Here is a 19,156-nt window from a genome sequence, read left to right on the forward strand (position 1 = left end):
CCCCCCCCCCCCCCCCCCCCCCCCCCCCCCCCCCCCCCCCCCCCCCCCCCCCCCCCCCCCCCCCCCCCCCCCCCCACAGGGGCCTGTGTTTCTTCAGTAAAGCCCGGGGATCAACCGCCAGGAGCGGGCGCAATAGGCGTCGTATTCGCTGCCGAACTGCGCCCTCAGCAAGGCCTCTTCCGAGTGAATGCGCGCAATCAGCGGGATCAGCGTCAGCGCCACCAATATCAGCCCGACACCAGAACGAAAGGCCAGTGCCCAACCGATGCCGATGACCATCATCCCCAGATAACTGGGGTTGCGCAGGTTGCGGTAGATTCCCTCGGTGACCAGTCGATGGCCCGGCTGAATGGCCACCAGCCCACTGAAGCGCTTGCCCAGCACAAACACCGGCCACAACCGCAGCGCGCCGCCGACGATGAACAACAGCGCCCCAAGCCAGCGCACGCCTTCACCGCCAAAGGTCCAGAAATCGATGCGGTCGGTATAGGCCGGCAGAAAGCCGCTCAGCAACCCGATCACCCCGAAGGCCGGAATGACCCAGCGGTTGGCCCGGTCTTCGCGTTCCCCCGAACTCAGGTTGACCTCGGTGAACAGAGACGCGACAGCCATGATCAGGGTGGCCAGGGCAATGACGAGCAGTGAACCGTGGCTAAAATAAGCCGCGAATCCACCGATTCCCCAGATCGCCAGGCCAAGGTAGGCGAGGGTGCTGACCACGGCGAAAAACGCCAGTCTGGCCGAGATTTTCATAAGTGCCTCACACGCGAAAGTGCCTCCCTTCATTGTAGGAGCTGGCTTGCCAGCGAAGGCGTTTGAAGACTCGACACCGGCTTCAGAGGATATGACCGGCGAGCCGGCGCCTACACAAACTCCTCCGCTCTCGCATTGCGCCGAATCACCTGTGGCGGTTGACCGAACACCCGCAGGAACGTTTCGCGCATGCGACGGCGGTCTGTGAACCCGGTTTCCTGGGCGATCTGGTCGAGGGTCAGGCGTCCGCGTTCAAGCATCTGTCGCGCCGCTTCCAGACGCAGGTTCTCGATGGCCTTGGCCGGGGACTGCCCGGTTTCGGCGCGAAATGCCCGGCTGAATTGCCGGGGGCTGAGGTTGGCCACTTGCGCCAGTTGCTCCACCGAAAGAGGCTGGGCGAGGTGTTCCCGGGCGTAGCCGAGCACGGTTTGAATACGATCGGATTTCGGCGCCAGCTCCAGCAGCGCCGAGTGCTGCGACTGGCCGCCAGCGCGGCGGTGGTACATCACCAGTTTCTGCGCCACGGCCCGGGCCAGCTCGGCGCCGTGGTCCTTTTCCACCATGGCCAGGGCGAGGTCGATGCCCGCCGTCATGCCGGCGGAGGTCCAGATCGAACCGTCGATCACATAGATGCGATCAGGCTCGACCTTGATCGCCGGAAACCGTGCCTGCAGTTCCCGGGCGTAGGCCCAGTGGGTGGTGGCCCGCCGTCCGTCGAGCAAGCCGGCCTGGGCCATGACGAACGCCCCGGAGCAGATCGACGCCGTGCGGCGTGCCGAATTGATACTGGCCCGCAGGTAATCCAGCACGGCTTCGGGCGCCTGTTCGATGATCGAGTCGCCGCCGACCACGATCACCGTGTCGAACACGCGCTCGTCGAATGCCTCGGTGCCGACGCTCAAACCGCCGGAGGCACGCAGGGTGTGACCGTTTTCGGACAGCACGCGCACGTCATACAGCGTCTCTGCGGCACTGAAATTGGCGTACTCGAACACCGGCATGGCGGCCAGCGCCATGGACTGGAAACCCTCGAAAACCACGAACGCCACGTTGATCATGGGGCTGCCCTCAAATGCTCATGTCCGAAAAACGTACTTTAAACGTCATTTGAGACAGTCGTAAGTCCCTTTATAACGGTCTGCACCCGGCGAATCTCTCGCCTCACCGTAGAGGAATTGCACCATGGCGCTCTCATCCAAAGGTACTGCACTGATCACCGGCGCTTCTTCGGGCATTGGCGCGGTGTATGCCGATCGTCTCGCCCGGCAGGGTTACGACCTGATTCTGGTGGCCCGCAGCCGGACCAGGCTCAATGCCCTGGCCAATCATTTGAGCGACCAGACCGGGCGCACCGTGGAAGTGGTTGTCGCCGAACTGAAGAACAAGGCGGATTCGCTGCGGGTCGAACAGATCCTGCGCGGCGATGCCAGCATCACCCTGTTGGTCAACAACGCCGGAGTCGGTGGCGTCATGTCGCTGCTTGGAAGTCCCGTGGACGACATGGAAGCGATGATCAACCTCAACGTGACAGCATTGATGCGCCTAGCGTATGCCGTGGTGCCGGGCTTCGTCGCCCGGGGCACTGGCACTGTGATCAATATCGCCTCCATCGTCGCCATCGCCCCGGAAATCCTCAACGGCGTGTACGGCGGTACCAAGGCGTTCGTCTTGAGCCTGAGCCAGTCGATGCAGCATGAACTGGCGGACAAAGGCGTGCGCATCCAGGCTGTGTTGCCGGGGGCAACCGCCACTGATTTCTGGAGCGAGGCCGGCAACCCGGTGGAAAACCTGCCGCAGGAAATCGTGATGTCGGCCGAAGACATGGTCGATGCCGCGCTCGTTGGCCTGGCGGCCGGTGAAGTGGTGACCATTCCCGGCCTGCACGATGCCAGTCAGTGGGACCGTTACGAAGCCCAGCGGCAGACGCTGTCCGGGTTGTTTGGCAACTCCGTGGCGGCGCCGCGCTATCGCTGAGGCGGTCGCCCCGAGGCCGGGTGAACTAAGCTTGGGAGAGAGGACCGTTCACCACCGGCTCGTGCAAGCTCGACGAGCCGGTGGCGTGTAACAGGAGCCCATATGCTTCACATCCGCACGCCTTTGATCCTGCACCCTGGCCTGTCGACCCCGACCCGCCGCATCTGGCTGAAACTGGAAAACCTGCAACCTGGCGGCTCGTTCAAAATACGCGGCATCGGGTTGCTGTGCAGCCGGGCGGCGCAGCAGGGCAAGCGCAAGGTGGTCTGTCCCTCCGGCGGTAACGCGGGACTGGCCACGGCCATGGCCGCTGCATGCCTGGGGCTCAAGGCATGCATCGTGGTGCCGCACACTACCCCGCAAAGCACCCGCGCGCGGATCAGCAATACCGGCGCCGAGGTGATCGTGCACGGCAAGGTCTGGGACGAAGCCAATCAACGGGCGCGGGAACTCGCCCAGGACCCGCGCACTGAATTCGTGCCGGCCTTCGACCACCCGGTGTTGTGGGAAGGGCACAGCACCATGGTCGATGAAATCCTCGAAGACTGCCCGCCAGTGGATGTGCTGGTGACATCGGTGGGCGGCGGTGGCTTGCTGGCGGGGCTGCTCACCGGCCTGATTCGTCATCGGCGCACCGATTGCCGCATCGTTGCCTGCGAAACCGAAGGCGCGGCATCATTCGCCGCGGCGGTGGCGGCCGGGCATCCGGTCAGACTGCCGAAAATCGACACTGTCGCCACGTCCCTGGGCGCCGCACAAGTGGCCACCTGGCCGGTCAAGCACATCGGCGAATTCCCCCATGAGTGCGTGGTGCTCAGTGATGATGAGGCGATCATGGGCGTGGTGCGTTACGCCAATGATTTGCGTCAGCTGGTCGAACCTGCGTGCGGGGTTTCATTGGCGATTGCCTACCTGGATCACCCGGCGATTGCCGACGCCAATGACGTGGTGATCGTGGTGTGCGGCGGGGTGAGTATCAACGCCCAAATCGTGGCCGGGTGGGCACGTTTGTCCACTGGCACGCAAGCCAGGTAGGGCTGGAAACGCTATCCCGGTGTCACAAGCCCCACCGCTGGCGATGACTATCTTCAGTGATCGGTGGCAACGCCGTCCTGGACGAGAATGGCGCGGGCCAGGTCTTCGTCGCTTGCATTGTTGAGGGCGGGATTGTCCTGGCGGACCTTTTTCAACAGTGCCTCCAGGTAAGCACCACGAATCGCACCGCCGCTGGCGACGAAGCTGGAAGCGTCATCCCGGGCGGGAATCATGAGTTTGTCGTCTTTGAACGTCGAGTACAGCGAGGCGGAAACCCCGGCGGAAGTGGCGACGTCACCCGCATCCACATCGGCCAGAGCCGAGCCGAAGGGTAAACAAAGTACCAGGGAAGAAATGATAAATATGCGGCGCATGACGGTGTCCTCCGACAGCATGAAGCATAAGGTAAGTACCACATAGTTTAGGATGCGTGACGGTCGCCGAGAGTTCCCTGGCATTAGCGAGGAACGGGGTGAGAGGGAGGCAAGGTCGTTGAACGTCGATATTCAAAGCGTGGTGATCGGGGCCGGCGTGGTCGGCCTGGCGGTGGCCAGGGCCCTGGCCAGGAGCGGGCGGGAAGTGCTGGTGGTCGAGGCGAGTGAGGGGATCGGCACGGGCATCAGTTCGCGTAATTCAGAAGTGATTCACGCCGGCATCTATTATCCGGACGGCAGCCTCAAGGCGCGGCTGTGCGTGGAGGGTAAGCAGCGTCTCTACGCCTATTGCGATGAGCACGGTGTCGATTACCGGCGCGTGGGCAAGCTGATAGTGGCCACCGACGAGCAGCAGCACGCGGCTTTGCAGCGCCTGTTGCAGCAGGGGCGTGCCAATGGTGTCGATGACCTGCAATGGCTGGATGGCCCGCAGGCCCGGGAGCTTGAACCGGCGTTGTCCTGCGTCGCGGCGCTGTGGTCGCCGTCTACCGGCATTGTCGACTCCCACGGGCTGATGCTGGCGCTCCAGGGCGATGCCCAGAGGTTCGGCGCCACGCTGGCCTTGCACACGCCGCTGCTGTCTGCCCGTTGCATCGAACAGGGTTTCGAGCTGCACATGGGCGGCAGTCAACCCATGACGCTGTGCTGCCGCGAACTGATCAACTGCGCGGGGCTGTCCGCTCCCGAGGTGGCGAGCAGCATCGTCGGACTGCCTGGGGCATTCATTCCCCGGGCGCATATGTGCAAGGGCAGTTATTTCAGTTTCAGCGGCCGGGCGCCGTTTCGCCACCTGGTGTATCCGGCCCCAGAGAGCGCCGGACTGGGTGTGCACATGACCCTGGACCTGGGCGGGCAGGCGCGCTTCGGGCCGGATGTTGAATGGGTCGAGCACATTGATTACCGCGTCGAGCCCAATCGGGCCGAGGGGTTCTATCAGGCGATCCGCCGCTATTGGCCGGGGTTGCCGGACAACAGCCTGCAACCGGCCTACAGCGGCATTCGCCCGAAAATCAGCGGGCCGACAGAGCCGAGCGCCGACTTTCTCATCAGTGCTCGCGCCGAACATCGCGTGCCGGGGCTGGTGAATCTGTTCGGCATCGAGTCACCGGGGCTGACCAGTTGCCTGGCGCTCGCCGAGTTGGTGGTGAAACACCTGGACGACCGATGATCAGGGCTGGCGCTGCTTTGTGGCCATCGGGTCTATGCTAGGGGATGCGCTTACTGCCATCGGAGAACTCTGATGATCACCGTACGCACTGCCTGCCTGCTGGCCGATTACAAGCGCTGGGCCAATCAGCGCCTCTTTGACAGCCTCGCGGCGCTCCCTCCGGGCGAAGTCAAAAAAGAACGGGTGTCGGTGTTCAAAAACATGATTGGCACCCTCAATCACGTGTACGTGGTCGATTGCATCTGGCAGGCGCACCTCGAAGGCCGGGGGCATGGCTTCAAGACTTCACACGACCTGCTGCATGCCGATCTGTCCGAACTGCGCATGGCGCAAAAAAACATCGATCGCTGGTACTGCGACTGGAGTGCCCGGCAAACCGATGCCTCCCTGGACAAGCCCCTGGAATTCACCTTTGTCTCAGGCGAAAGCGGCACCATGAGTGCCGGCGCGATGCTGATGCACGTGGTCAACCACGCCAGCTATCACCGTGGCTGGGTGGTGCAGATGTACTTCGAGATTCCGGCCATGCCACCGGTGACCGACATGCCGGTGTACCTGCGCGAGTCCGAGCCGGTGCTCCTGCAGTCGATCAATGCCCCGATAGTGGCGCCGCCATGTGCTGTGCAATTTTCGAGCGCAACCAGCGTTCTGCCGGATCGTTATCGTTGACCCCGTTCCAGACCATCGACAGTTCGGACAGGTTGATATCAAACGGTGCATCGTCCGCCCGTAACTGACTGCTGCCTTCGATCAACGCATTGGCCGCGTAATCCGGCACGGTGGCGAGCATGTCGGTGCCCGCCAGCAAGGCCCGCAACCCCGCGAACTGTGGCACCGCCAGCACCACCCGGCGCGAACGGCCGATCCGCGCCAGGTCATTGTCGATGGCACCGCTCAGGTCCCCGGAAAACGACACCAGCGCGTGAGGGCGTTCGCAGAACTCGTCCAGGGTCAACGGGCCGGGGCGGTCATCGCCACGCAGGATCTTCACGCTCAAGTCGCGCAATTTCTTGCGCTTGGCATTGGCCGGCAATTCCGTGGTGTAGCTGATGCCGACGGAAATCTCGCCGCTGGCCAGCATCGATGGCATCAGCAGAAAATTCACTCGGCGCACCACCACGACCACGTTCTGCGCTTCTTCACGAATCTGCTTGAGCAGTGGCGGAAACAGTCCGAATTCGGCGTCGTCGGACAGTCCGATACGAAACACATCGCGGCTGGTGGAGGGTTCGAAATCCTTGGCCCGGCTGACCGCCCCGGAAATGGTGTCCATCGCCGGCTGCAATTCCTTGAGAATCTGCAATGCCCGCAGCGTCGGCTCCAGGGCGCGTCCATTGCGCACCAGCAACGGATCGTCGAACAGATCGCGCAATTTTGCCAGCGATGCGCTGACGGCAGGCTGGCCGAGGAACAGCTTTTCCCCGGCCCGGGTCAGGTTCTTCTCGAACATCAGGGTTTCGAAAATCACCAGCAGGTTCATGTCCACGCGGCGCAGGTCGTTGCGGTTCATGGTGATGGCTCGGTGGGGGCTGGGATCTTTTCAGTAAAGCACCAAACCCTGTAGGAGCGAGCCTGCTCGCGATAGCGGTGTGTCAGTCACTTAAATGTTGGATGTGCTGCCGCCATCGCGAGCAAGCTCGCTCCTACAGGTACAGCGTTGTATCTCCAGTTTCTGCAGAGCATCGAACCCGTCGTTGTCCCAATTCCGGAAAAATGGCCCGTCCAGCGTGGCGCGTTAATAAATCAACCAATTGGTGAGTGGTGCATTTGTCATTCAGGTGGCTGCAAGGGTTAGTTTAAAAAGTGCGCTTCTCTAATGGACTGTATGCGAGCTGTTAATTCGTCATGGCGAGGGTTTTTTATATTATGAATTTCATGCCAGTATGCATTTGCGGATTCAGGAGTTGGTAGTTTGGAGCGCGGTATTGATGGGCTGAAGTTTCCTTTGCGAGCTTCAAGTAGGTTTTTCCAGTGGATGGGGCCGGGCTGGTCGATGGTTGCTCCGTACTTATTTATATCTATGTACTCAAGTAATTTGTGTCGTTCGCTTGTGGCGTCGATGTTCTTTAGGGAAGATTTTAAGCTGGGCGGAAGGGGGAGTTTGTCTATGGGGTATGATTTTGATTGAAGATGTTCAGTTGTGATTTTTTGTAGATTTAGTCTGTTGTTTCTAAGGGTTTTCAGTTCTTTTAGGTATTCCATGTTTTGGTAGACCGCATGCGAACGGGCAAACAATAATTCATCCATGTCATTGATGGCTTTAATTGCTTGTGCTGTCGAGATTCCCGGTTTTAATTTATATATGAGTTGAAAGTTGTCTGCTGTTTGAGTAGTTATGGCGCTGGCTGTCGAAAATAAGATTTTTATTGGCGTGAAATGGCCGGTAGGGTCGCTTCGATTTATCGGATTCCCCCCACAATACGCATATGCATTAAACCCACCTTTCCCAAAAGGACTCCAACTGTCCGGACTATTAAATCGCATCAACACCGGATTAAAAGCCCGATACCCGTTCCCCAATAAATAATGCCCGGTCACCGGGTCGGGTCGTTCACCATTGAACCCCAAAAGACTAAGCCATCCATTTTCAGGGTGGCGATGGCCGTAGGGCGAATAGGTGATGGGTTTTGAGTGAAGGTTCGCATCGAGTGTGTGTATAACTGAACGCTGTTGGTCAGTAGCCAGCAAGTGGGCTTTGCGTTCATTACCTTCGCGCTGTTGCTGTGCAAGCAGCAAGTCGCCGTGCTGAATGATGGAATGCTGTATCGCGCCCTGTATTTCGGTCGCAAGGCGGCTTTTACAGTAGAAGCGCTGAAGTTGTGGTGCTAGCTGTGGACTACATTCGATCAACCGGTCGAGGGCATCGTAGCGATACTGGCAGAGTACGGTTTTGTGTGGCGATAGCATGGGTGGGTGCTCCGAGGGACCGAAGTGCAGGCGTTCAGTATTGGCGGTTATGCAACCTGTTGGAACTATCAGAACTGATAGGTAGGCGTTGGTGGGGAGGGGACTAGTTGGCGGTAGTCTGCTTCAGTTCCGCGGCGCAGCAGCCGCAAGTCTGGCCCGAGAGATGACCAGGACAGTCAGGAAGTGCGCGCAACCTGTGGGAGCGAGCCTGCTCGCGATAGCGGTGTGTCAGTCACTTAAATGTTGGATGTGCTGCCGCCATCGCGAGCAAGCTCGCTCCCACACGTACGGAGCTTTACTCAGGCGGATCAAGTCGATCCAGCGCCCGGTTCACCGCCAATTCACCCAGCATGATGACCTGTGCAATACCCAGCAGCGTGTTGCGGTGCGAGCCCTCAAGAAAACCCGCCAGATCGTTGGTCATCACATTGGCTGAGGCCAGCGACTCGCAGGCGTGGGCCAGCAGGGTTTCGGTGTCGATGTCGGGGTTGATGGTGAACATTGTGCAAGGTTTGTGGGGCGTGGCCATGATGTTGGCGGCGGGGTTGAGGTAGTGATTGAGGGCGCGTTCGGCGGTTTCGTGGAATTGCTTTGAGTCGGGGCTTTCGTAGGGGGAGGCGGGATCTGTTACCGGGGGGTTGGGTGTTGGTTTGATCATCGATAGAACTCCAGTACTGTAAAAATTGGAGCCATCACTTTCGCTACCAAACGAAGGGCGGTGGCCATGCACAGGTTGGTAGACCGGAGTACTGGAACCGGCGCCCCCGAAGAGGCCCTGCGCATGACAACCATAAAAGCAGCAACTGCTTGAAGTGGCGCTACGCGCAGTACTCCGGGCTACCAAACCCGATCGCTGTTTTTCAGCGACCGGCTAACGATAATGCCCGGACTCAAGACGCGTAAGCCGGCGGATTCTGGCGTAACCGTAGGCAATGGCGCAAGGCGTTGTAGCTTTCATCAAGTTACGCTGACAGCCGTTAAACATGTGCTTTAAACAGGTACCGCCATCGCGAGCAGGCTCGCTCCCACACTGGATTCCAGTGAGCAAAAATGCTGCGTACGACATCAATCAACTGTGGGAGCGAGCTTGTTCGCGATAGCGTAGTGTCAGGCGAATCATCATTGCCTGACGGATCGCCATCGCGAGCAAGCTCGCTCCCACAGGTTTTGTGTCAGTTCAGGCAGATTTTTATCAGGCCGGGGGAATCAGACTCTCCTGACAATCAAGCACCAGCCGTGCGCCACCCAGTTCGCTGCTGCCCACTTCCAGGGTAAACCCGTGCAGACTGACAATCGCCGCGACGATGGACAGCCCCAGCCCGAAGCCGCTTTTATGATTGCCCGCCTCGGCGCGATAGAAGCGCTGGAACACCGCTTCACGTTCCGCTTCGGGAATGCCCGGGCCGGAGTCGAGTACTTCGATTCGCGTGTGCCCGCCATCATTGATCCCGCGCAGGATCACTGCGCCGCCGGGCGGGGTGAATTTGATCGAGTTGCTGAGCAGGTTCGCCACCGCCTCGAACATCAGCGCGCGGTCGCCATTAAGGGGCGGCAATGACGCGGGCAGGTGAAGTTGGAACACCAGGTCGTCGTCTTCCGCCAGGGGCAGGTAGAACTCATGCAGTTCTTGCAGCAACGCCACCGGGTCCACCTGGACGAAACCGGAGCGACGCTGGCGATCTTCCAGCTCGGAGATCCGCAGCAAGCCTCGGAAACGTGCCATCAGCGTATCGGCCTCGGCCAGCACCAGGTCCAGTTGCATGGCCTGCGGCGAGCCTTCGCCGGCTTGTTGCTGCATGCGGTAAAGCTGCGCGCGCAGACGGGTCAGGGGCGTGCGCAGGTCATGGGCGATGTTGTCGCACACGCCCTTGACCTCGTTCATCAAGCGCTCGATGCGTTCGAGCATGGCGTTGACGATGGCGGCGAGCATGTCCAGTTCGTCACGCCGATTGGACAGTGGCAAGCGTCGGCTCAGGTCGCCGGCGACGATGGCCTCGGCACTGGCCTGAATCCCGCGAATGCGCCGCAACGGGCGGCGGCGCAGCAAATACCAGCCGACGATGCCCGGCACGATAGTCAGGGTCACACCCCAGAACAAGGCGTGAAGGATGATCCGGGTCACGGCAAACAACGAACCGTTGTCGCGCACCAGCACCAGCCAGCGGCCGTCGAGGGTGCGGGTCGCCACGGCGTCACAACTGTCGGCGGGCAGCGTCTGTTCGTCGCTGTCGTCGGAGGCATCGCAATCGCGCAGCATGTGGATCTTGCCATCGAGTGGCAAGCCGTTCGGAATGTAGCGCAGGGCGCCGCTGAGGTAATGGTGCCGGGCGTCGAACAGGCCGTAGGCGTCGATGCCGCGGATGTCGAAGGTCATGCTGACGGCGAGGGCGTCGACCAGTTGCTCGCCAGAGAAGCGTGAAAACAGGTGCTGGCGTTGCATCAGCGAATGCTTGGCCAGATTGTCCAGGTAAGCGGAAACCTCGTAGTACATGACCCCCATGAGAATCCCGCTCCAGATCACGAACAGCGAGCTGTAGAGCGCCAGCAGACGGCTGCTGGAAGAGCGCCAGCCTTTAGACGGGTTCGGCAATGACATAACCCGAGCCTCGCACGGTCCGAATCAGTGGGGCATTGCCAGGCGGGTCGATCTTCTTGCGCAGACGGCCGATGTGTACGTCGATCAGGTTGGTGCCGGGATCGAAGTGGTAACCCCAGACCTCTTCGAAAATCATCATCCGCGAGAGGATTTGCCCGGTGTTGCGCATCAGGAATTCCAGCAGTTTGTACTCGGTGGGCAACAGCGTCAGCAGTTGACCGTCGCGACTGGCTTCGTGGCTGATCAGGTTCAGTTCCAGATCCGCCACCCGCAAAGTGGTGGCCTGGGCGGTCACGGTGTTCTGCCGGCGCAGCAGGACTTCAACCCGGGCGGCCATTTCATCGGTGGCGAAGGGTTTGGTCAGGTAGTCGTCGCCGCCGGCGCGCAGGCCGCGCACGCGCTCATCGACGTCGGACAGCGCGCTGATCATCAGGATCGGCGTGGCCACACCCATGGTCCGCAGCGTGGTGACGATCGCCAGGCCATCGAGCTCGGGCAACATGCGGTCGAGGGTGATCAGGTCGTAGTTGCCGCTGACCGCACGCTCCAGCCCTTCGCGGCCATTGTCGACCCAGTCGACGTCCAGGCCGTGGTTACTCAGTTCGGCGACAATCTCCCGGGCGGTCACGGCGTCGTCTTCGATGGTCAAGATGCGGGTCATAGGGCTGGCCTGATAAGCAGTTCAATACGAAGTTGCGAGCATTTTGCCAAGAATTGCCCGCGACTTAATAAATTAACTTTCATCTAGCTCGCGATAGCGGGCTGACAGGCAATTCATGTGTCGACTGACACGACGCCATCGCGAGCAAGCTCGCTCCCACAACGGATTGATGTCGAACACAAAGCCCGCGTACGACGAAAATTACTGTGGGAGCGAGCTTGCTCGCGATGACGGCAGATCAGGCAAAACGAATCTGTCAGTCAATCGGCGTACTGACAAACACCTCTAGTTCCTCGGCATACTTCGTGAACGCTGCGATCCGCGGAAACTGCGCCGCACTCACCTGGTCCGGCACCACCAGATTGGTGAAGCTCCAGGCCACCGCCAGCGTGATGCCGTCCTGCTCAATCGGACCGTCAGTCTTCAGCGGCTGCTTTTCCAGCTCCCGCTCCAGCGCCGAATAGGCTGCCGTCAGCTGTCCTTCGACCCGTTGCACCCAGGGTTCGAATTGAATCTCTGCCGGTCGCAGGTTGCGCTCGTAGTAAAGCTGCACGGACTTTTCGCTGGCGGCCAACGCCAGGCCGATCAGGCGCAGCGCGCGCAGGCGTTGACCCGGTTCGGCGGGCATCAGGCTTTTTTGGGCCAGGGTTTCCAGGTAGTCGATGATGAGTGTCGAGTCCATCAACACCTCACCGTCATCCAGTACCAGGGTGGGCGCCTTGACCACCGGGTTGATCTGCTGGAATTGTTCGAAGTGGCGGAACACCGAGACCGATTGATGTTCCAGCGTGATTCCCAGGCATTTGGCAGAAATGGCGGCGCGCCGTACGTAGGGCGAATCCAGCATACCGATCAGCTTCATGGTCCTTTCCTTTATATGGCCATTTCGGGAGGGACAACCTTAGCTGAGGTTCGCAGCCCTGCAAATGACAGTGAAAAATGCCCGGTCCAGGCCGTTTGTCATCTATATACAGCCGCTCGATTGAATTTCTTGCTATAAACGCACTCCGATTACCGCCTCAAAGCCTGCCGTAGAGCATTTTCAGGGCTTTGTCGGACAAATTCGCTGTCTTTTCAGTTGCTGAGGCCTCAAGTCGGCCTTAGACTGCCGCCCCTCGTAAATTGAGTGCCGGGTGGCGCTTGGAACAAACGGCGCCTTTCCGATGGCCTGCCCAGGCCTGCCGGAACGCTCCCTTATTCGCCTTAATGCACGTTTTTTTATAGAGATATCAATGACAAAGGACAAGTTGCTGGCCATGCCGGCGGATGACTACATGAATGCCGAGCAACATGCTTTTTTCTCCGAGCTGTTGCAGAACATGAAAGTCGAAACCCATGAGCGCATCGAACAGAACCGCATCGCCATCGAAAGCCTGGACACCCCGGCCGATCCGGCAGACGCGGCTTCGGTCGAAGAAGAGCGCACCTGGCTGGTGAATGCGATCGATCGCGATCAGCGCATGCTGCCTCAGTTGGAACAAGCCCTTGAGCGTATCAAGGAAGACAGCTTCGGCTGGTGCGACGACAGCGGCGAGCCGATTGGCCTCAAGCGCCTGCTGATCAGCCCGACCACCAAGTACTGCATCGAAGCTCAGGAACGTCACGAGCAAATCGACAAGCACCAGCGTCAGGCCTGATTCTGTGGGGCAGCCCCGTTAATCCGGGCTGCCTTGAAAAGATCGCAGCCTGCGGCAGCTCCTACGCAATTGAAGTAGGGCGCTGTTGCAGGCTGCGATCTTTGTTTTCTGCCGTCTTCGATTTCCCGGTTCTTCTATTGATCTGCTGCAACGTTCGCGACTAAAGGCTCATGGATAATGGCTTTATGGTGGCGTTTAATGCGAAGACAACAATTAGAAGCTTTACGGGGTGACGATGATGACGCAAGACGGGTCTCTGGTTGCGGCAGTGCCCGCACCGGTGCTGTTGCCGAAAAACCGCTGGCTGACGCCAACGCTGCAAAGCATCGCCCTGATGCTGTTGCTAAGTGGCATGACACTGGGCGATGGGTCGCTCTACCTTGGCCTGCCCCTGGCCATATTGATTATCTGGCTGCCTCGTTTGCGTTCGCGCGCGACCCCGCAGGCGGCTTGCCCCGACAACCCCGATGCCATCGGCGCGTTGACTCGCGATCTTTCCTGCACCACCAGCCATAACGCACTGTCGGCCGCCGGTGTGGCGTTTTCGGTTCGGCAACTGGCGGACAAACTGCAATCGCAGCTCACGTCGGCGGCACAGATCGTCAGCAATGCCGAGGTCATGATCACCACCGAACAGGCCACCTCGACCCTCAGTCGCCAGGCGCTCAGTGCCGCCAGCGAGGCTCATCAAAGCGGAGTGGTCGGGCGTACGGAATTGATCGAGTCCATTTCGCGTATGCATCAGCTCAGCCAGCGCGCCAGCAACAGCCGTGAACTGATCGAAGCCTTGAGCCTGCGCAGCGATGATATCCAGCGGGTGACCCTGGTGATTCAATCCATCGCCAGCCAGACCAATCTGCTGGCATTGAACGCTGCGATAGAAGCGGCGCGGGCAGGGGAGCACGGTCGCGGGTTTGCAGTGGTGGCCGACGAGGTTCGCGGGCTCGCCGCACGCACGGCAACCGCCACGGGGGAGGTGGGCGAGATGGTGGCCGACATCCAGCATCGCACGGCGCAGGTGGTGGAGCAGATCCGCCAGCTGTCCAGCGACCTTGACTCCGGTGTGGAGCAGGTAGAGCGGACGGGGCAACATCTGGAGAACATTGCCCGTCTCGCGGCCAGTGTCGAGTCCCAGGTCGGGGAGATCGCCCAAGGGGCAGACACCAACCGCGAACAACTCGACAGCCTGTTTCACGCCATCGAACAGATGCGCAGCGATCTGGTGGTCAGCGACCAGCAGACTCAGCGCCTGGCCCATGCGGCGGTGCAAATGGAAGGGCAAGCCGAAACCATCAGTGAGCGTCTTGCCGAAGTGGGGTTGGATGACTATCACCAGCGGATCTATGACCTGGCCCGAGACGCCGCGAGCCAGATTGCAGCGCGTTTCGAAGCGGATATCGATGCCGGTCGAATCAGTCTCGACGATCTGTTCGACCGTAATTACCAGGTCATCCCCGACACCAGCCCGGCCAAGTACCAGACGCGTTTCGACCGTTACACCGATCAGGTTTTGCCAGCGATTCAAGAACCGTTGTTACCGCGTCACGAAGGATTGGTGTTCGCCATCGCCTGCACCCAACAGGGTTATGTGCCGACCCATAACAAGGTGTTCAGCCAGCCGCTGACGGGGGACGCGCAGGTCGATGCCTTGCAGAACCGGACCAAACGAAAATTCGCTGACCGCACCGGGATCCGCTGCGGCAGCCATCAGAAGGCCGTGCTGCTGCAAACCTATACCCGTGATACCGGAGAGTTGATGCACGATCTTTCGGTGCCGATCATGCTCAAGGGCCGGCATTGGGGTGGTTTGCGCCTGGGTTACAAACCGGAAAAGGCGCGCTAGAAACGCCGTGCTGCCGGGTGATTGTTGCAAGTTCTGCAATTAACCTGTGCAGGGTTTTGCTGTTTCCTCGCTGAAAAACTAATTAACATACCTACTAATTAGGTTGCTAATTAAGTTCGGGGGCAGCATGCAAGGCAAAGTTGATGTCGCGGTCATGATCGGCAGCGGAGTACCTGCCAGTCTTCGTTCCATGGGACGCAAGGTTTGCTGGGTAGTGTTGCTCAATGGCGAGCGCCGGGGCACGGCGTTCTCCAGTCGCGACGAAGCGGAGGAGTGCAAGGCTGCCTGGCTGGCGCAATTGAGCGCCGAAAGTCCTGGCAGCCTGCATTGAAGTTGTCAGTGGGTCTGGTGCATGCGCAGGTTCAGGTCGTCGACCACCCGCGCCCAGTCAGCGTCTTCGCGCAATTGTTCCTTGAGGAAGCCGGCCTGTTGCGGTGACCAGAACTCGGCGTCGATGAGTTTCTTGTCGTCAGGCAGGGAATGGCCGGCAATGAAGTCGTCGATCGCTTTCTGGCTGGAGTCCAGGCCGAGTTGGTCGAACAGGCCTTTCAAGTCATGGGTCGGTGATTCCATCTTCATCTCCTTGCAGGTCATCGGTCGGGTCGAGGGACGAGGCGCACCCTGGATTCGAGGGCGCCGCACCGGTGGAGTTCGATCGCAATGTTCAAGTGCAACAATGAGCATAGACCGCCAACCCGACCATCAGGCTTTCAATGCGCCCGCATCGACCGCGGCCTTGAGTTCCCTGGCCGATTCCTGGGCCGCGATGGCGGCGACATCCGGGGTTTTGAACCAGCGATCCTTTTCGACCTGGTGATACGTCACGGTCTTGAGCGGTGGTTTGGCCCGCATGACAATCACGGCCTGGAATTCACCTTCGACTTCTCTGGCTTCACCCCGGATAAAAAACTCGCCGATATCAAATTCCGTCACGTTGCCGACTTCCCTTGGAAATACATTGTTGTTGTCAACGCATCCGATTTTTTGCGGATCCGTTTTATTGGGCGGGCAGTATGGCAGTAGTTGCCCGTCGACGGCTGAGATAAGTCGACGGGCAGACGAAACGTCGATGGAAGCGAGTGCGGTGGGCAAGTCAACCGTGTGATTCAAGAAACCGGGCGAGGGCACAGGCTTCGTTATGATTGGCTCGGAAACCTCTTACGCAGCCTGTAGAAATATCCTTGATGTGGAAGAAGGCAATGCCCGCCATTACCACCTGAAATCGCGGGCGGGTCGAGGCATCGGGAGCTGGTTCATGGAGGCAGAACCGTGTCGGGTGCGGGGTTGGTGCTGTTTTCGAGTCAGGCACCAAGGGATAGGCAAAGTGGGTCAGCGTGCACATATGAAGTCCTTTTCATTGTTTACCGACGTATGTACGTCGTTTTGGCTAGTCTCCAAGAGCATCGCTGCTCTAGAATCACCCTCACTGGTGGGTGAATGACGTTTATCTAAAGCAATTTTTTGCGGACGATATGTAGGAAAAGTTTTTTTCTTGATGAGATTTTTCCCCGAAGTTGATAGTCCATAATTTTCTGGCAGCAGGAAGGGTGTTTTCCTTCAACCTGTGACGAACGCCAGTCAGGACGACGTGAGTGACGTTCCAGTAGTCTTCTCAAGCTTCGTGATGAATGAGTGCACTGCTCATTCAGGACCTCAACCCGGGTTCTTTGGCTACACCTTCGGCATTGCCGCTTTTTTGGCTGTGCGTTCATTTTTCGCGCACGGCACCATTATTCAGATGTGGGGATGTTTCCTTGGCAGTAAGTAATCTCGATATGCATGCTTTGTTCGTGCTGGGTGATTTGCGTGCAAAGCTGGTCAAGCAGTTTCAGTCACGTTTCGTTTACATCACCGAACAGAACGCAGAAGGCATTTACATTGCCGAAATCGACACCGAGTCAGCCCTGGTTGTGGACGACAAGCCCGGACTCAAGCTCAAGGTCGGCGATCATTTCAGCGCGTCCGTGCTGCCCAGTCGCGAAGGCGGCAAGCTGGACATCAGGTTCCGCGACATCAAGCTGACGGTCTACGGAATAGGCGATTACGCCTTCGTGACCACGGCCGACGGTCAGGGGATCGTGTTCAAGGAAGGTCACAGCGTGGTGATGGTGTTCGCTGCCCATCAACAGTTGCAGGAAGGCCTGACCAAGACCCTCAAGGCCGTGACCGCCAAAGCGGCCAAGTGGCGCAAGGGCGAGCTGGTGACCTTCAAGGCCAGCGAGTGATGATCCTGACCCGCGCCGATTTCCACGAACAGAACCTGGCCAGTGCTCAAGACGAAGCACGGCGGCTGTTCGGGCAGAAGACCATTCTGCAGGGAGCCTGGCTGAATTGGGTGGCGTCACAGCTTTACCAACTGCAACCGGCGGAATACGCCAGCATGGTCAGGCGAGAGCTGATGCGTTTGCAGGAAATTTCCGAAAACTGATCCACGCACCTCGAAAACGGGAACCTCTACTACAGTCAATGAACTGAGTATTCAGAGGCTTCGCGGTCTGCTGCCAGGCCACCCTGCTATTGCTGTGAACAGCACGAGGTGCAAAAGCATGAACGGATTTCGACGGTTGCTGGCTGCGGTCCTGGCCACTTTCGGTTTGCTGGCGACGCCCGCCCCGGTGTCTGCCGCCCAGGCGCCAATCCACTTTGCCGACCTGAACTGGGAAAGCGGCAGCCTGATTACCGATGTCCTGCGCATCATTGTCGAGAAGGGCTACGGGCTGCCGACCGATACGTTGCCGGGCACCACCATCACTCTGGAAACCGCGCTGGCCAACAATGACATCCAGGTCATTGGCGAAGAGTGGGCCGGTCGCAGCCCGGTGTGGGTCAAGGCGGAAGCCGAAGGCAAGGTCGTCAGCCTCGGCGATACGGTCAAGGGGGCTACCGAAGGTTGGTGGGTGCCGGAATATGTGATCAAGGGCGACCCGGCCAAGGGCATCAAGCCGCTGGCGCCGGACCTGCGCAGTGTCAGCGACCTGCCGCGTTACAAAGACGTGTTCAAGGATCCGGAAGCCCCGACCAAGGGACGTTTCCTCAACAGCCCTATCGGCTGGACCTCGGAAGTGGTCAACAAGCAGAAACTCAAGGCGTATGGGCTGGACGACAGCTACGTGAATTTCCGCAGCGGTTCGGGCGCGGCACTGGATGCGGAGATCAGTTCGTCCATTCATCGTGGCAAGCCGGTGCTGTTTTACTACTGGTCGCCCACGCCGTTGCTCGGCCGCTTCAAGCTGATTCAACTCGAAGAGCCACCGTTCGACGCCGAAGCCTGGAAGACCCTGACCGACGCCGACAACCCCAATCCCAAGCCGACCCGTTCCCTGGCCTCCAAGCTGTCGATCGGTGTGTCCACCCCCTTCCAGAAGCAATATCCGCAGATTGCCGAGTTCTTTGCCAAGGTCGACTTTCCGATCGACCCGCTGAACAAGGCCCTGGCCGAGATGAGCGAGAAACATACACCGCCGCGCCAGGCGGCAGAGGCGTTCATGAAGGCCCATCCGGACGTCTGGCGGGCCTGGCTGCCCAAGGACGTGGCGGATAAAGTCTCCGCCGCCCTGTAGGCGCTGCCGCAGGTCGGGATCTTTTGATCTTTGTCATGGAAATGCAAAATCAAAACATCGCAGCCTGCGGTAGCTCCTACAATGTTCAGTTCATTTCCCTTTCAAGGATCTCTGAACCATGACCCTGGTGTTGGCTCAATCGCTGGTGACGATCTTCGCCGCGATCAGTCTGGTGCATGTGTATTGGGCGTTGGGTGGCGAGTGGGCGGCGGTGGCGGCGGTCCCGCAAGTACCGCAGGCGGGCAGCGCGCAACTGCGACCGGCATTTAAACCGCGAGGCTGGATCACGCTGGTGGTGGCCGGGCTGTTGCTGTTGATTGCCGTGTTGGTGTGCTTGCGGGTGGGTTGGTGCCTGCCACCCTTGCATCACTGGTCGTTGCAGTGGGTGCTCAGTGCGATTGCGATCTTGCTGTTTGCCCGGGCCATTGGCGATTCGGATCTGGTGGGTTTTTTCAAAGAGGTCAAAGGCTCGAAATTTGCCCGGCTCGACACCTGGGTTTACTCGCCGTTGTGTGTGGTGCTGGGGGCGGGGTTGTTGGCGGTGGCCTGGGTCTGATCAAGCGACGTTTCTGTAGTGAAAATACTGGC

Annotated in this window: 23 protein-coding genes; 11 read left to right on the forward strand and 12 right to left on the reverse strand. The window is 59.5% G+C overall.

The window, feature by feature from the left end; genetic code table 11:
* Positions 1–93: 93 nt before the first annotated feature.
* Both AC1RS8_RS09440 and AC1RS8_RS09445 read right to left on the reverse strand, forming a co-directional pair.
* Positions 94–753, reverse strand: a complete 660-nt coding sequence (locus AC1RS8_RS09440) for a methyltransferase family protein (RefSeq protein WP_493162527.1) — start codon at positions 751–753, stop codon at positions 94–96.
* A 110-nt stretch (positions 754–863) separates the two neighbouring features.
* Positions 864–1,811: a GlxA family transcriptional regulator gene (locus tag AC1RS8_RS09445; RefSeq protein WP_090456464.1), complete on the reverse strand. Its 948-nt coding sequence runs from the start codon at positions 1,809–1,811 to the stop codon at positions 864–866.
* Positions 1,812–1,935: 124 nt separating this feature from the next.
* On the opposite strand from AC1RS8_RS09445, the gene AC1RS8_RS09450 reads away from it, so the two are divergent.
* Positions 1,936–2,727, forward strand: a complete 792-nt coding sequence (locus tag AC1RS8_RS09450) for an SDR family NAD(P)-dependent oxidoreductase (protein WP_489338777.1) — start codon at positions 1,936–1,938, stop codon at positions 2,725–2,727.
* A 102-nt stretch (positions 2,728–2,829) separates the two neighbouring features.
* Positions 2,830–3,762 (forward strand): pyridoxal-phosphate dependent enzyme, encoded by a 933-nt coding sequence (locus AC1RS8_RS09455; RefSeq protein ID WP_489338776.1) that lies wholly within the window; start codon positions 2,830–2,832, stop codon positions 3,760–3,762.
* A 53-nt stretch (positions 3,763–3,815) separates the two neighbouring features.
* Here AC1RS8_RS09455 and AC1RS8_RS09460 read toward each other — a convergent pair whose 3' ends face one another.
* Entirely contained in the window at positions 3,816–4,136 is a 321-nt protein-coding gene (locus AC1RS8_RS09460) for a DUF2388 domain-containing protein (RefSeq protein ID WP_090456459.1), read from the reverse strand.
* 118 nt (positions 4,137–4,254) lie between these two features.
* Here AC1RS8_RS09460 and AC1RS8_RS09465 point away from each other — a divergent pair, with 118 nt between their 5' ends.
* Positions 4,255–5,364 (forward strand): NAD(P)/FAD-dependent oxidoreductase, encoded by a 1,110-nt coding sequence (locus tag AC1RS8_RS09465; RefSeq protein WP_489338775.1) that lies wholly within the window; start codon positions 4,255–4,257, stop codon positions 5,362–5,364.
* Positions 5,365–5,436: 72 nt separating this feature from the next.
* Positions 5,437–6,033 carry a DinB family protein gene (locus tag AC1RS8_RS09470; RefSeq protein WP_090456455.1) on the forward strand — a complete coding sequence of 199 codons (597 nt, stop codon included), beginning with the start codon at positions 5,437–5,439 and terminating at the stop codon, positions 6,031–6,033.
* Here AC1RS8_RS09470 and AC1RS8_RS09475 read toward each other — a convergent pair.
* The 6 genes from AC1RS8_RS09475 to AC1RS8_RS09500 all read right to left on the reverse strand — a co-directional run bounded on the left by AC1RS8_RS09475 (position 5,954) and on the right by AC1RS8_RS09500 (position 12,390).
* Positions 5,954–6,874, reverse strand: a complete 921-nt coding sequence (locus tag AC1RS8_RS09475; protein WP_349736976.1) for a LysR substrate-binding domain-containing protein — start codon at positions 6,872–6,874, stop codon at positions 5,954–5,956. The genes AC1RS8_RS09470 and AC1RS8_RS09475 overlap by 80 nt on opposite strands.
* A gap of 281 nt (positions 6,875–7,155) precedes the next feature.
* Complete coding sequence (locus tag AC1RS8_RS09480) at positions 7,156–8,271, reverse strand: RHS repeat-associated core domain-containing protein (protein ID WP_489338774.1); 1,116 nt, start codon at positions 8,269–8,271, stop codon at positions 7,156–7,158.
* 295 nt (positions 8,272–8,566) lie between these two features.
* Entirely contained in the window at positions 8,567–8,929 is a 363-nt protein-coding gene (locus tag AC1RS8_RS09485; protein ID WP_489338773.1) for a DUF6124 family protein, read from the reverse strand.
* A gap of 534 nt (positions 8,930–9,463) precedes the next feature.
* Entirely contained in the window at positions 9,464–10,867 is a 1,404-nt protein-coding gene (locus AC1RS8_RS09490; protein WP_489338772.1) for a sensor histidine kinase, read from the reverse strand.
* Positions 10,845–11,528 carry a response regulator transcription factor gene (locus AC1RS8_RS09495; protein ID WP_253560006.1) on the reverse strand — a complete coding sequence of 228 codons (684 nt, stop codon included), beginning with the start codon at positions 11,526–11,528 and terminating at the stop codon, positions 10,845–10,847. Before AC1RS8_RS09495 ends, AC1RS8_RS09490 begins: the two co-directional genes overlap by 23 nt.
* Before the next feature lie 256 nt (positions 11,529–11,784).
* Complete coding sequence (locus AC1RS8_RS09500; RefSeq protein ID WP_489338771.1) at positions 11,785–12,390, reverse strand: glutathione S-transferase; 606 nt, start codon at positions 12,388–12,390, stop codon at positions 11,785–11,787.
* A gap of 370 nt (positions 12,391–12,760) precedes the next feature.
* On the opposite strand from AC1RS8_RS09500, the gene AC1RS8_RS09505 reads away from it, so the two are divergent.
* From AC1RS8_RS09505 to AC1RS8_RS09515, 3 genes are all read left to right on the forward strand, one after another.
* Positions 12,761–13,165 (forward strand): TraR/DksA family transcriptional regulator, encoded by a 405-nt coding sequence (locus tag AC1RS8_RS09505; protein WP_007935965.1) that lies wholly within the window; start codon positions 12,761–12,763, stop codon positions 13,163–13,165.
* A gap of 619 nt (positions 13,166–13,784) precedes the next feature.
* Positions 13,785–15,008: a methyl-accepting chemotaxis protein gene (locus tag AC1RS8_RS09510; protein WP_493162600.1), complete on the forward strand. Its 1,224-nt coding sequence runs from the start codon at positions 13,785–13,787 to the stop codon at positions 15,006–15,008.
* A gap of 127 nt (positions 15,009–15,135) precedes the next feature.
* Positions 15,136–15,339, forward strand: a complete 204-nt coding sequence (locus tag AC1RS8_RS09515) for a hypothetical protein (protein WP_150815150.1) — start codon at positions 15,136–15,138, stop codon at positions 15,337–15,339.
* Positions 15,340–15,344: 5 nt separating this feature from the next.
* Here the strand turns inward: AC1RS8_RS09515 and AC1RS8_RS09520 are convergent, their stop codons facing one another.
* From AC1RS8_RS09520 to AC1RS8_RS09530, 3 genes are all read right to left on the reverse strand, one after another.
* Positions 15,345–15,581: a DUF2789 domain-containing protein gene (locus AC1RS8_RS09520; RefSeq protein WP_007973758.1), complete on the reverse strand. Its 237-nt coding sequence runs from the start codon at positions 15,579–15,581 to the stop codon at positions 15,345–15,347.
* 129 nt (positions 15,582–15,710) lie between these two features.
* Positions 15,711–15,941 carry a hypothetical protein gene (locus AC1RS8_RS09525; protein ID WP_007973761.1) on the reverse strand — a complete coding sequence of 77 codons (231 nt, stop codon included), beginning with the start codon at positions 15,939–15,941 and terminating at the stop codon, positions 15,711–15,713.
* A gap of 160 nt (positions 15,942–16,101) precedes the next feature.
* The gene (locus AC1RS8_RS09530) at positions 16,102–16,350 is read right to left on the reverse strand and encodes a hypothetical protein (RefSeq protein ID WP_090456444.1); all 249 of its coding nucleotides are present in this window, start codon (positions 16,348–16,350) and stop codon (positions 16,102–16,104) included.
* Between the two features lie 433 nt (positions 16,351–16,783).
* Between AC1RS8_RS09530 and AC1RS8_RS09535 the strand changes: the two genes are divergently transcribed.
* From AC1RS8_RS09535 to AC1RS8_RS09550, 4 genes are all read left to right on the forward strand, one after another.
* Entirely contained in the window at positions 16,784–17,233 is a 450-nt protein-coding gene (locus AC1RS8_RS09535) for a hypothetical protein (protein WP_172435400.1), read from the forward strand.
* Positions 17,233–17,436, forward strand: coding sequence for a hypothetical protein (locus AC1RS8_RS09540; RefSeq protein WP_218496362.1), 204 nt, complete (start codon positions 17,233–17,235; stop codon positions 17,434–17,436). The genes AC1RS8_RS09535 and AC1RS8_RS09540 overlap by 1 nt, the downstream gene beginning before the upstream one ends.
* 118 nt (positions 17,437–17,554) lie before the next feature.
* On the forward strand, positions 17,555–18,568 hold the full coding sequence (locus AC1RS8_RS09545; protein ID WP_090456440.1) for an ABC transporter substrate-binding protein: 1,014 nt from the start codon (positions 17,555–17,557) through the stop codon (positions 18,566–18,568).
* Between the two features lie 118 nt (positions 18,569–18,686).
* Complete coding sequence (locus tag AC1RS8_RS09550; protein ID WP_090456439.1) at positions 18,687–19,124, forward strand: DUF3995 domain-containing protein; 438 nt, start codon at positions 18,687–18,689, stop codon at positions 19,122–19,124.
* Positions 19,125–19,156 lie beyond the last annotated feature (32 nt).

Source organism: Pseudomonas sp. GW821-FHT12A04, assembly GCF_058807755.1.

What these genes read in the sequence shown, in the direction of transcription:
- AC1RS8_RS09440 (WP_493162527.1), bottom strand. Translation starts at nt 753, where the DNA reads ATGAAAATCTCGGCCAGACTGGCGTTTTTCGCCGTGGTCAGCACCCTC.
- AC1RS8_RS09445 (WP_090456464.1), bottom strand. Translation starts at nt 1,811, where the DNA reads ATGATCAACGTGGCGTTCGTGGTTTTCGAGGGTTTCCAGTCCATGGCG.
- AC1RS8_RS09450 (WP_489338777.1), top strand. Translation starts at nt 1,936, where the DNA reads ATGGCGCTCTCATCCAAAGGTACTGCACTGATCACCGGCGCTTCTTCG.
- AC1RS8_RS09455 (WP_489338776.1), top strand. Translation starts at nt 2,830, where the DNA reads ATGCTTCACATCCGCACGCCTTTGATCCTGCACCCTGGCCTGTCGACC.
- AC1RS8_RS09460 (WP_090456459.1), bottom strand. Translation starts at nt 4,136, where the DNA reads ATGCGCCGCATATTTATCATTTCTTCCCTGGTACTTTGTTTACCCTTC.
- AC1RS8_RS09470 (WP_090456455.1), top strand. Translation starts at nt 5,437, where the DNA reads ATGATCACCGTACGCACTGCCTGCCTGCTGGCCGATTACAAGCGCTGG.
- AC1RS8_RS09475 (WP_349736976.1), bottom strand. Translation starts at nt 6,874, where the DNA reads ATGAACCGCAACGACCTGCGCCGCGTGGACATGAACCTGCTGGTGATT.
- AC1RS8_RS09480 (WP_489338774.1), bottom strand. Translation starts at nt 8,271, where the DNA reads ATGCTATCGCCACACAAAACCGTACTCTGCCAGTATCGCTACGATGCC.
- AC1RS8_RS09485 (WP_489338773.1), bottom strand. Translation starts at nt 8,929, where the DNA reads ATGATCAAACCAACACCCAACCCCCCGGTAACAGATCCCGCCTCCCCC.
- AC1RS8_RS09490 (WP_489338772.1), bottom strand. Translation starts at nt 10,867, where the DNA reads ATGTCATTGCCGAACCCGTCTAAAGGCTGGCGCTCTTCCAGCAGCCGT.
- AC1RS8_RS09495 (WP_253560006.1), bottom strand. Translation starts at nt 11,528, where the DNA reads ATGACCCGCATCTTGACCATCGAAGACGACGCCGTGACCGCCCGGGAG.
- AC1RS8_RS09500 (WP_489338771.1), bottom strand. Translation starts at nt 12,390, where the DNA reads ATGAAGCTGATCGGTATGCTGGATTCGCCCTACGTACGGCGCGCCGCC.
- AC1RS8_RS09505 (WP_007935965.1), top strand. Translation starts at nt 12,761, where the DNA reads ATGACAAAGGACAAGTTGCTGGCCATGCCGGCGGATGACTACATGAAT.
- AC1RS8_RS09510 (WP_493162600.1), top strand. Translation starts at nt 13,785, where the DNA reads ATGATCACCACCGAACAGGCCACCTCGACCCTCAGTCGCCAGGCGCTC.
- AC1RS8_RS09515 (WP_150815150.1), top strand. Translation starts at nt 15,136, where the DNA reads ATGCAAGGCAAAGTTGATGTCGCGGTCATGATCGGCAGCGGAGTACCT.
- AC1RS8_RS09520 (WP_007973758.1), bottom strand. Translation starts at nt 15,581, where the DNA reads ATGGAATCACCGACCCATGACTTGAAAGGCCTGTTCGACCAACTCGGC.
- AC1RS8_RS09530 (WP_090456444.1), bottom strand. Translation starts at nt 16,350, where the DNA reads ATGTGCACGCTGACCCACTTTGCCTATCCCTTGGTGCCTGACTCGAAA.
- AC1RS8_RS09535 (WP_172435400.1), top strand. Translation starts at nt 16,784, where the DNA reads ATGCATGCTTTGTTCGTGCTGGGTGATTTGCGTGCAAAGCTGGTCAAG.
- AC1RS8_RS09540 (WP_218496362.1), top strand. Translation starts at nt 17,233, where the DNA reads ATGATCCTGACCCGCGCCGATTTCCACGAACAGAACCTGGCCAGTGCT.
- AC1RS8_RS09545 (WP_090456440.1), top strand. Translation starts at nt 17,555, where the DNA reads ATGAACGGATTTCGACGGTTGCTGGCTGCGGTCCTGGCCACTTTCGGT.
- AC1RS8_RS09550 (WP_090456439.1), top strand. Translation starts at nt 18,687, where the DNA reads ATGACCCTGGTGTTGGCTCAATCGCTGGTGACGATCTTCGCCGCGATC.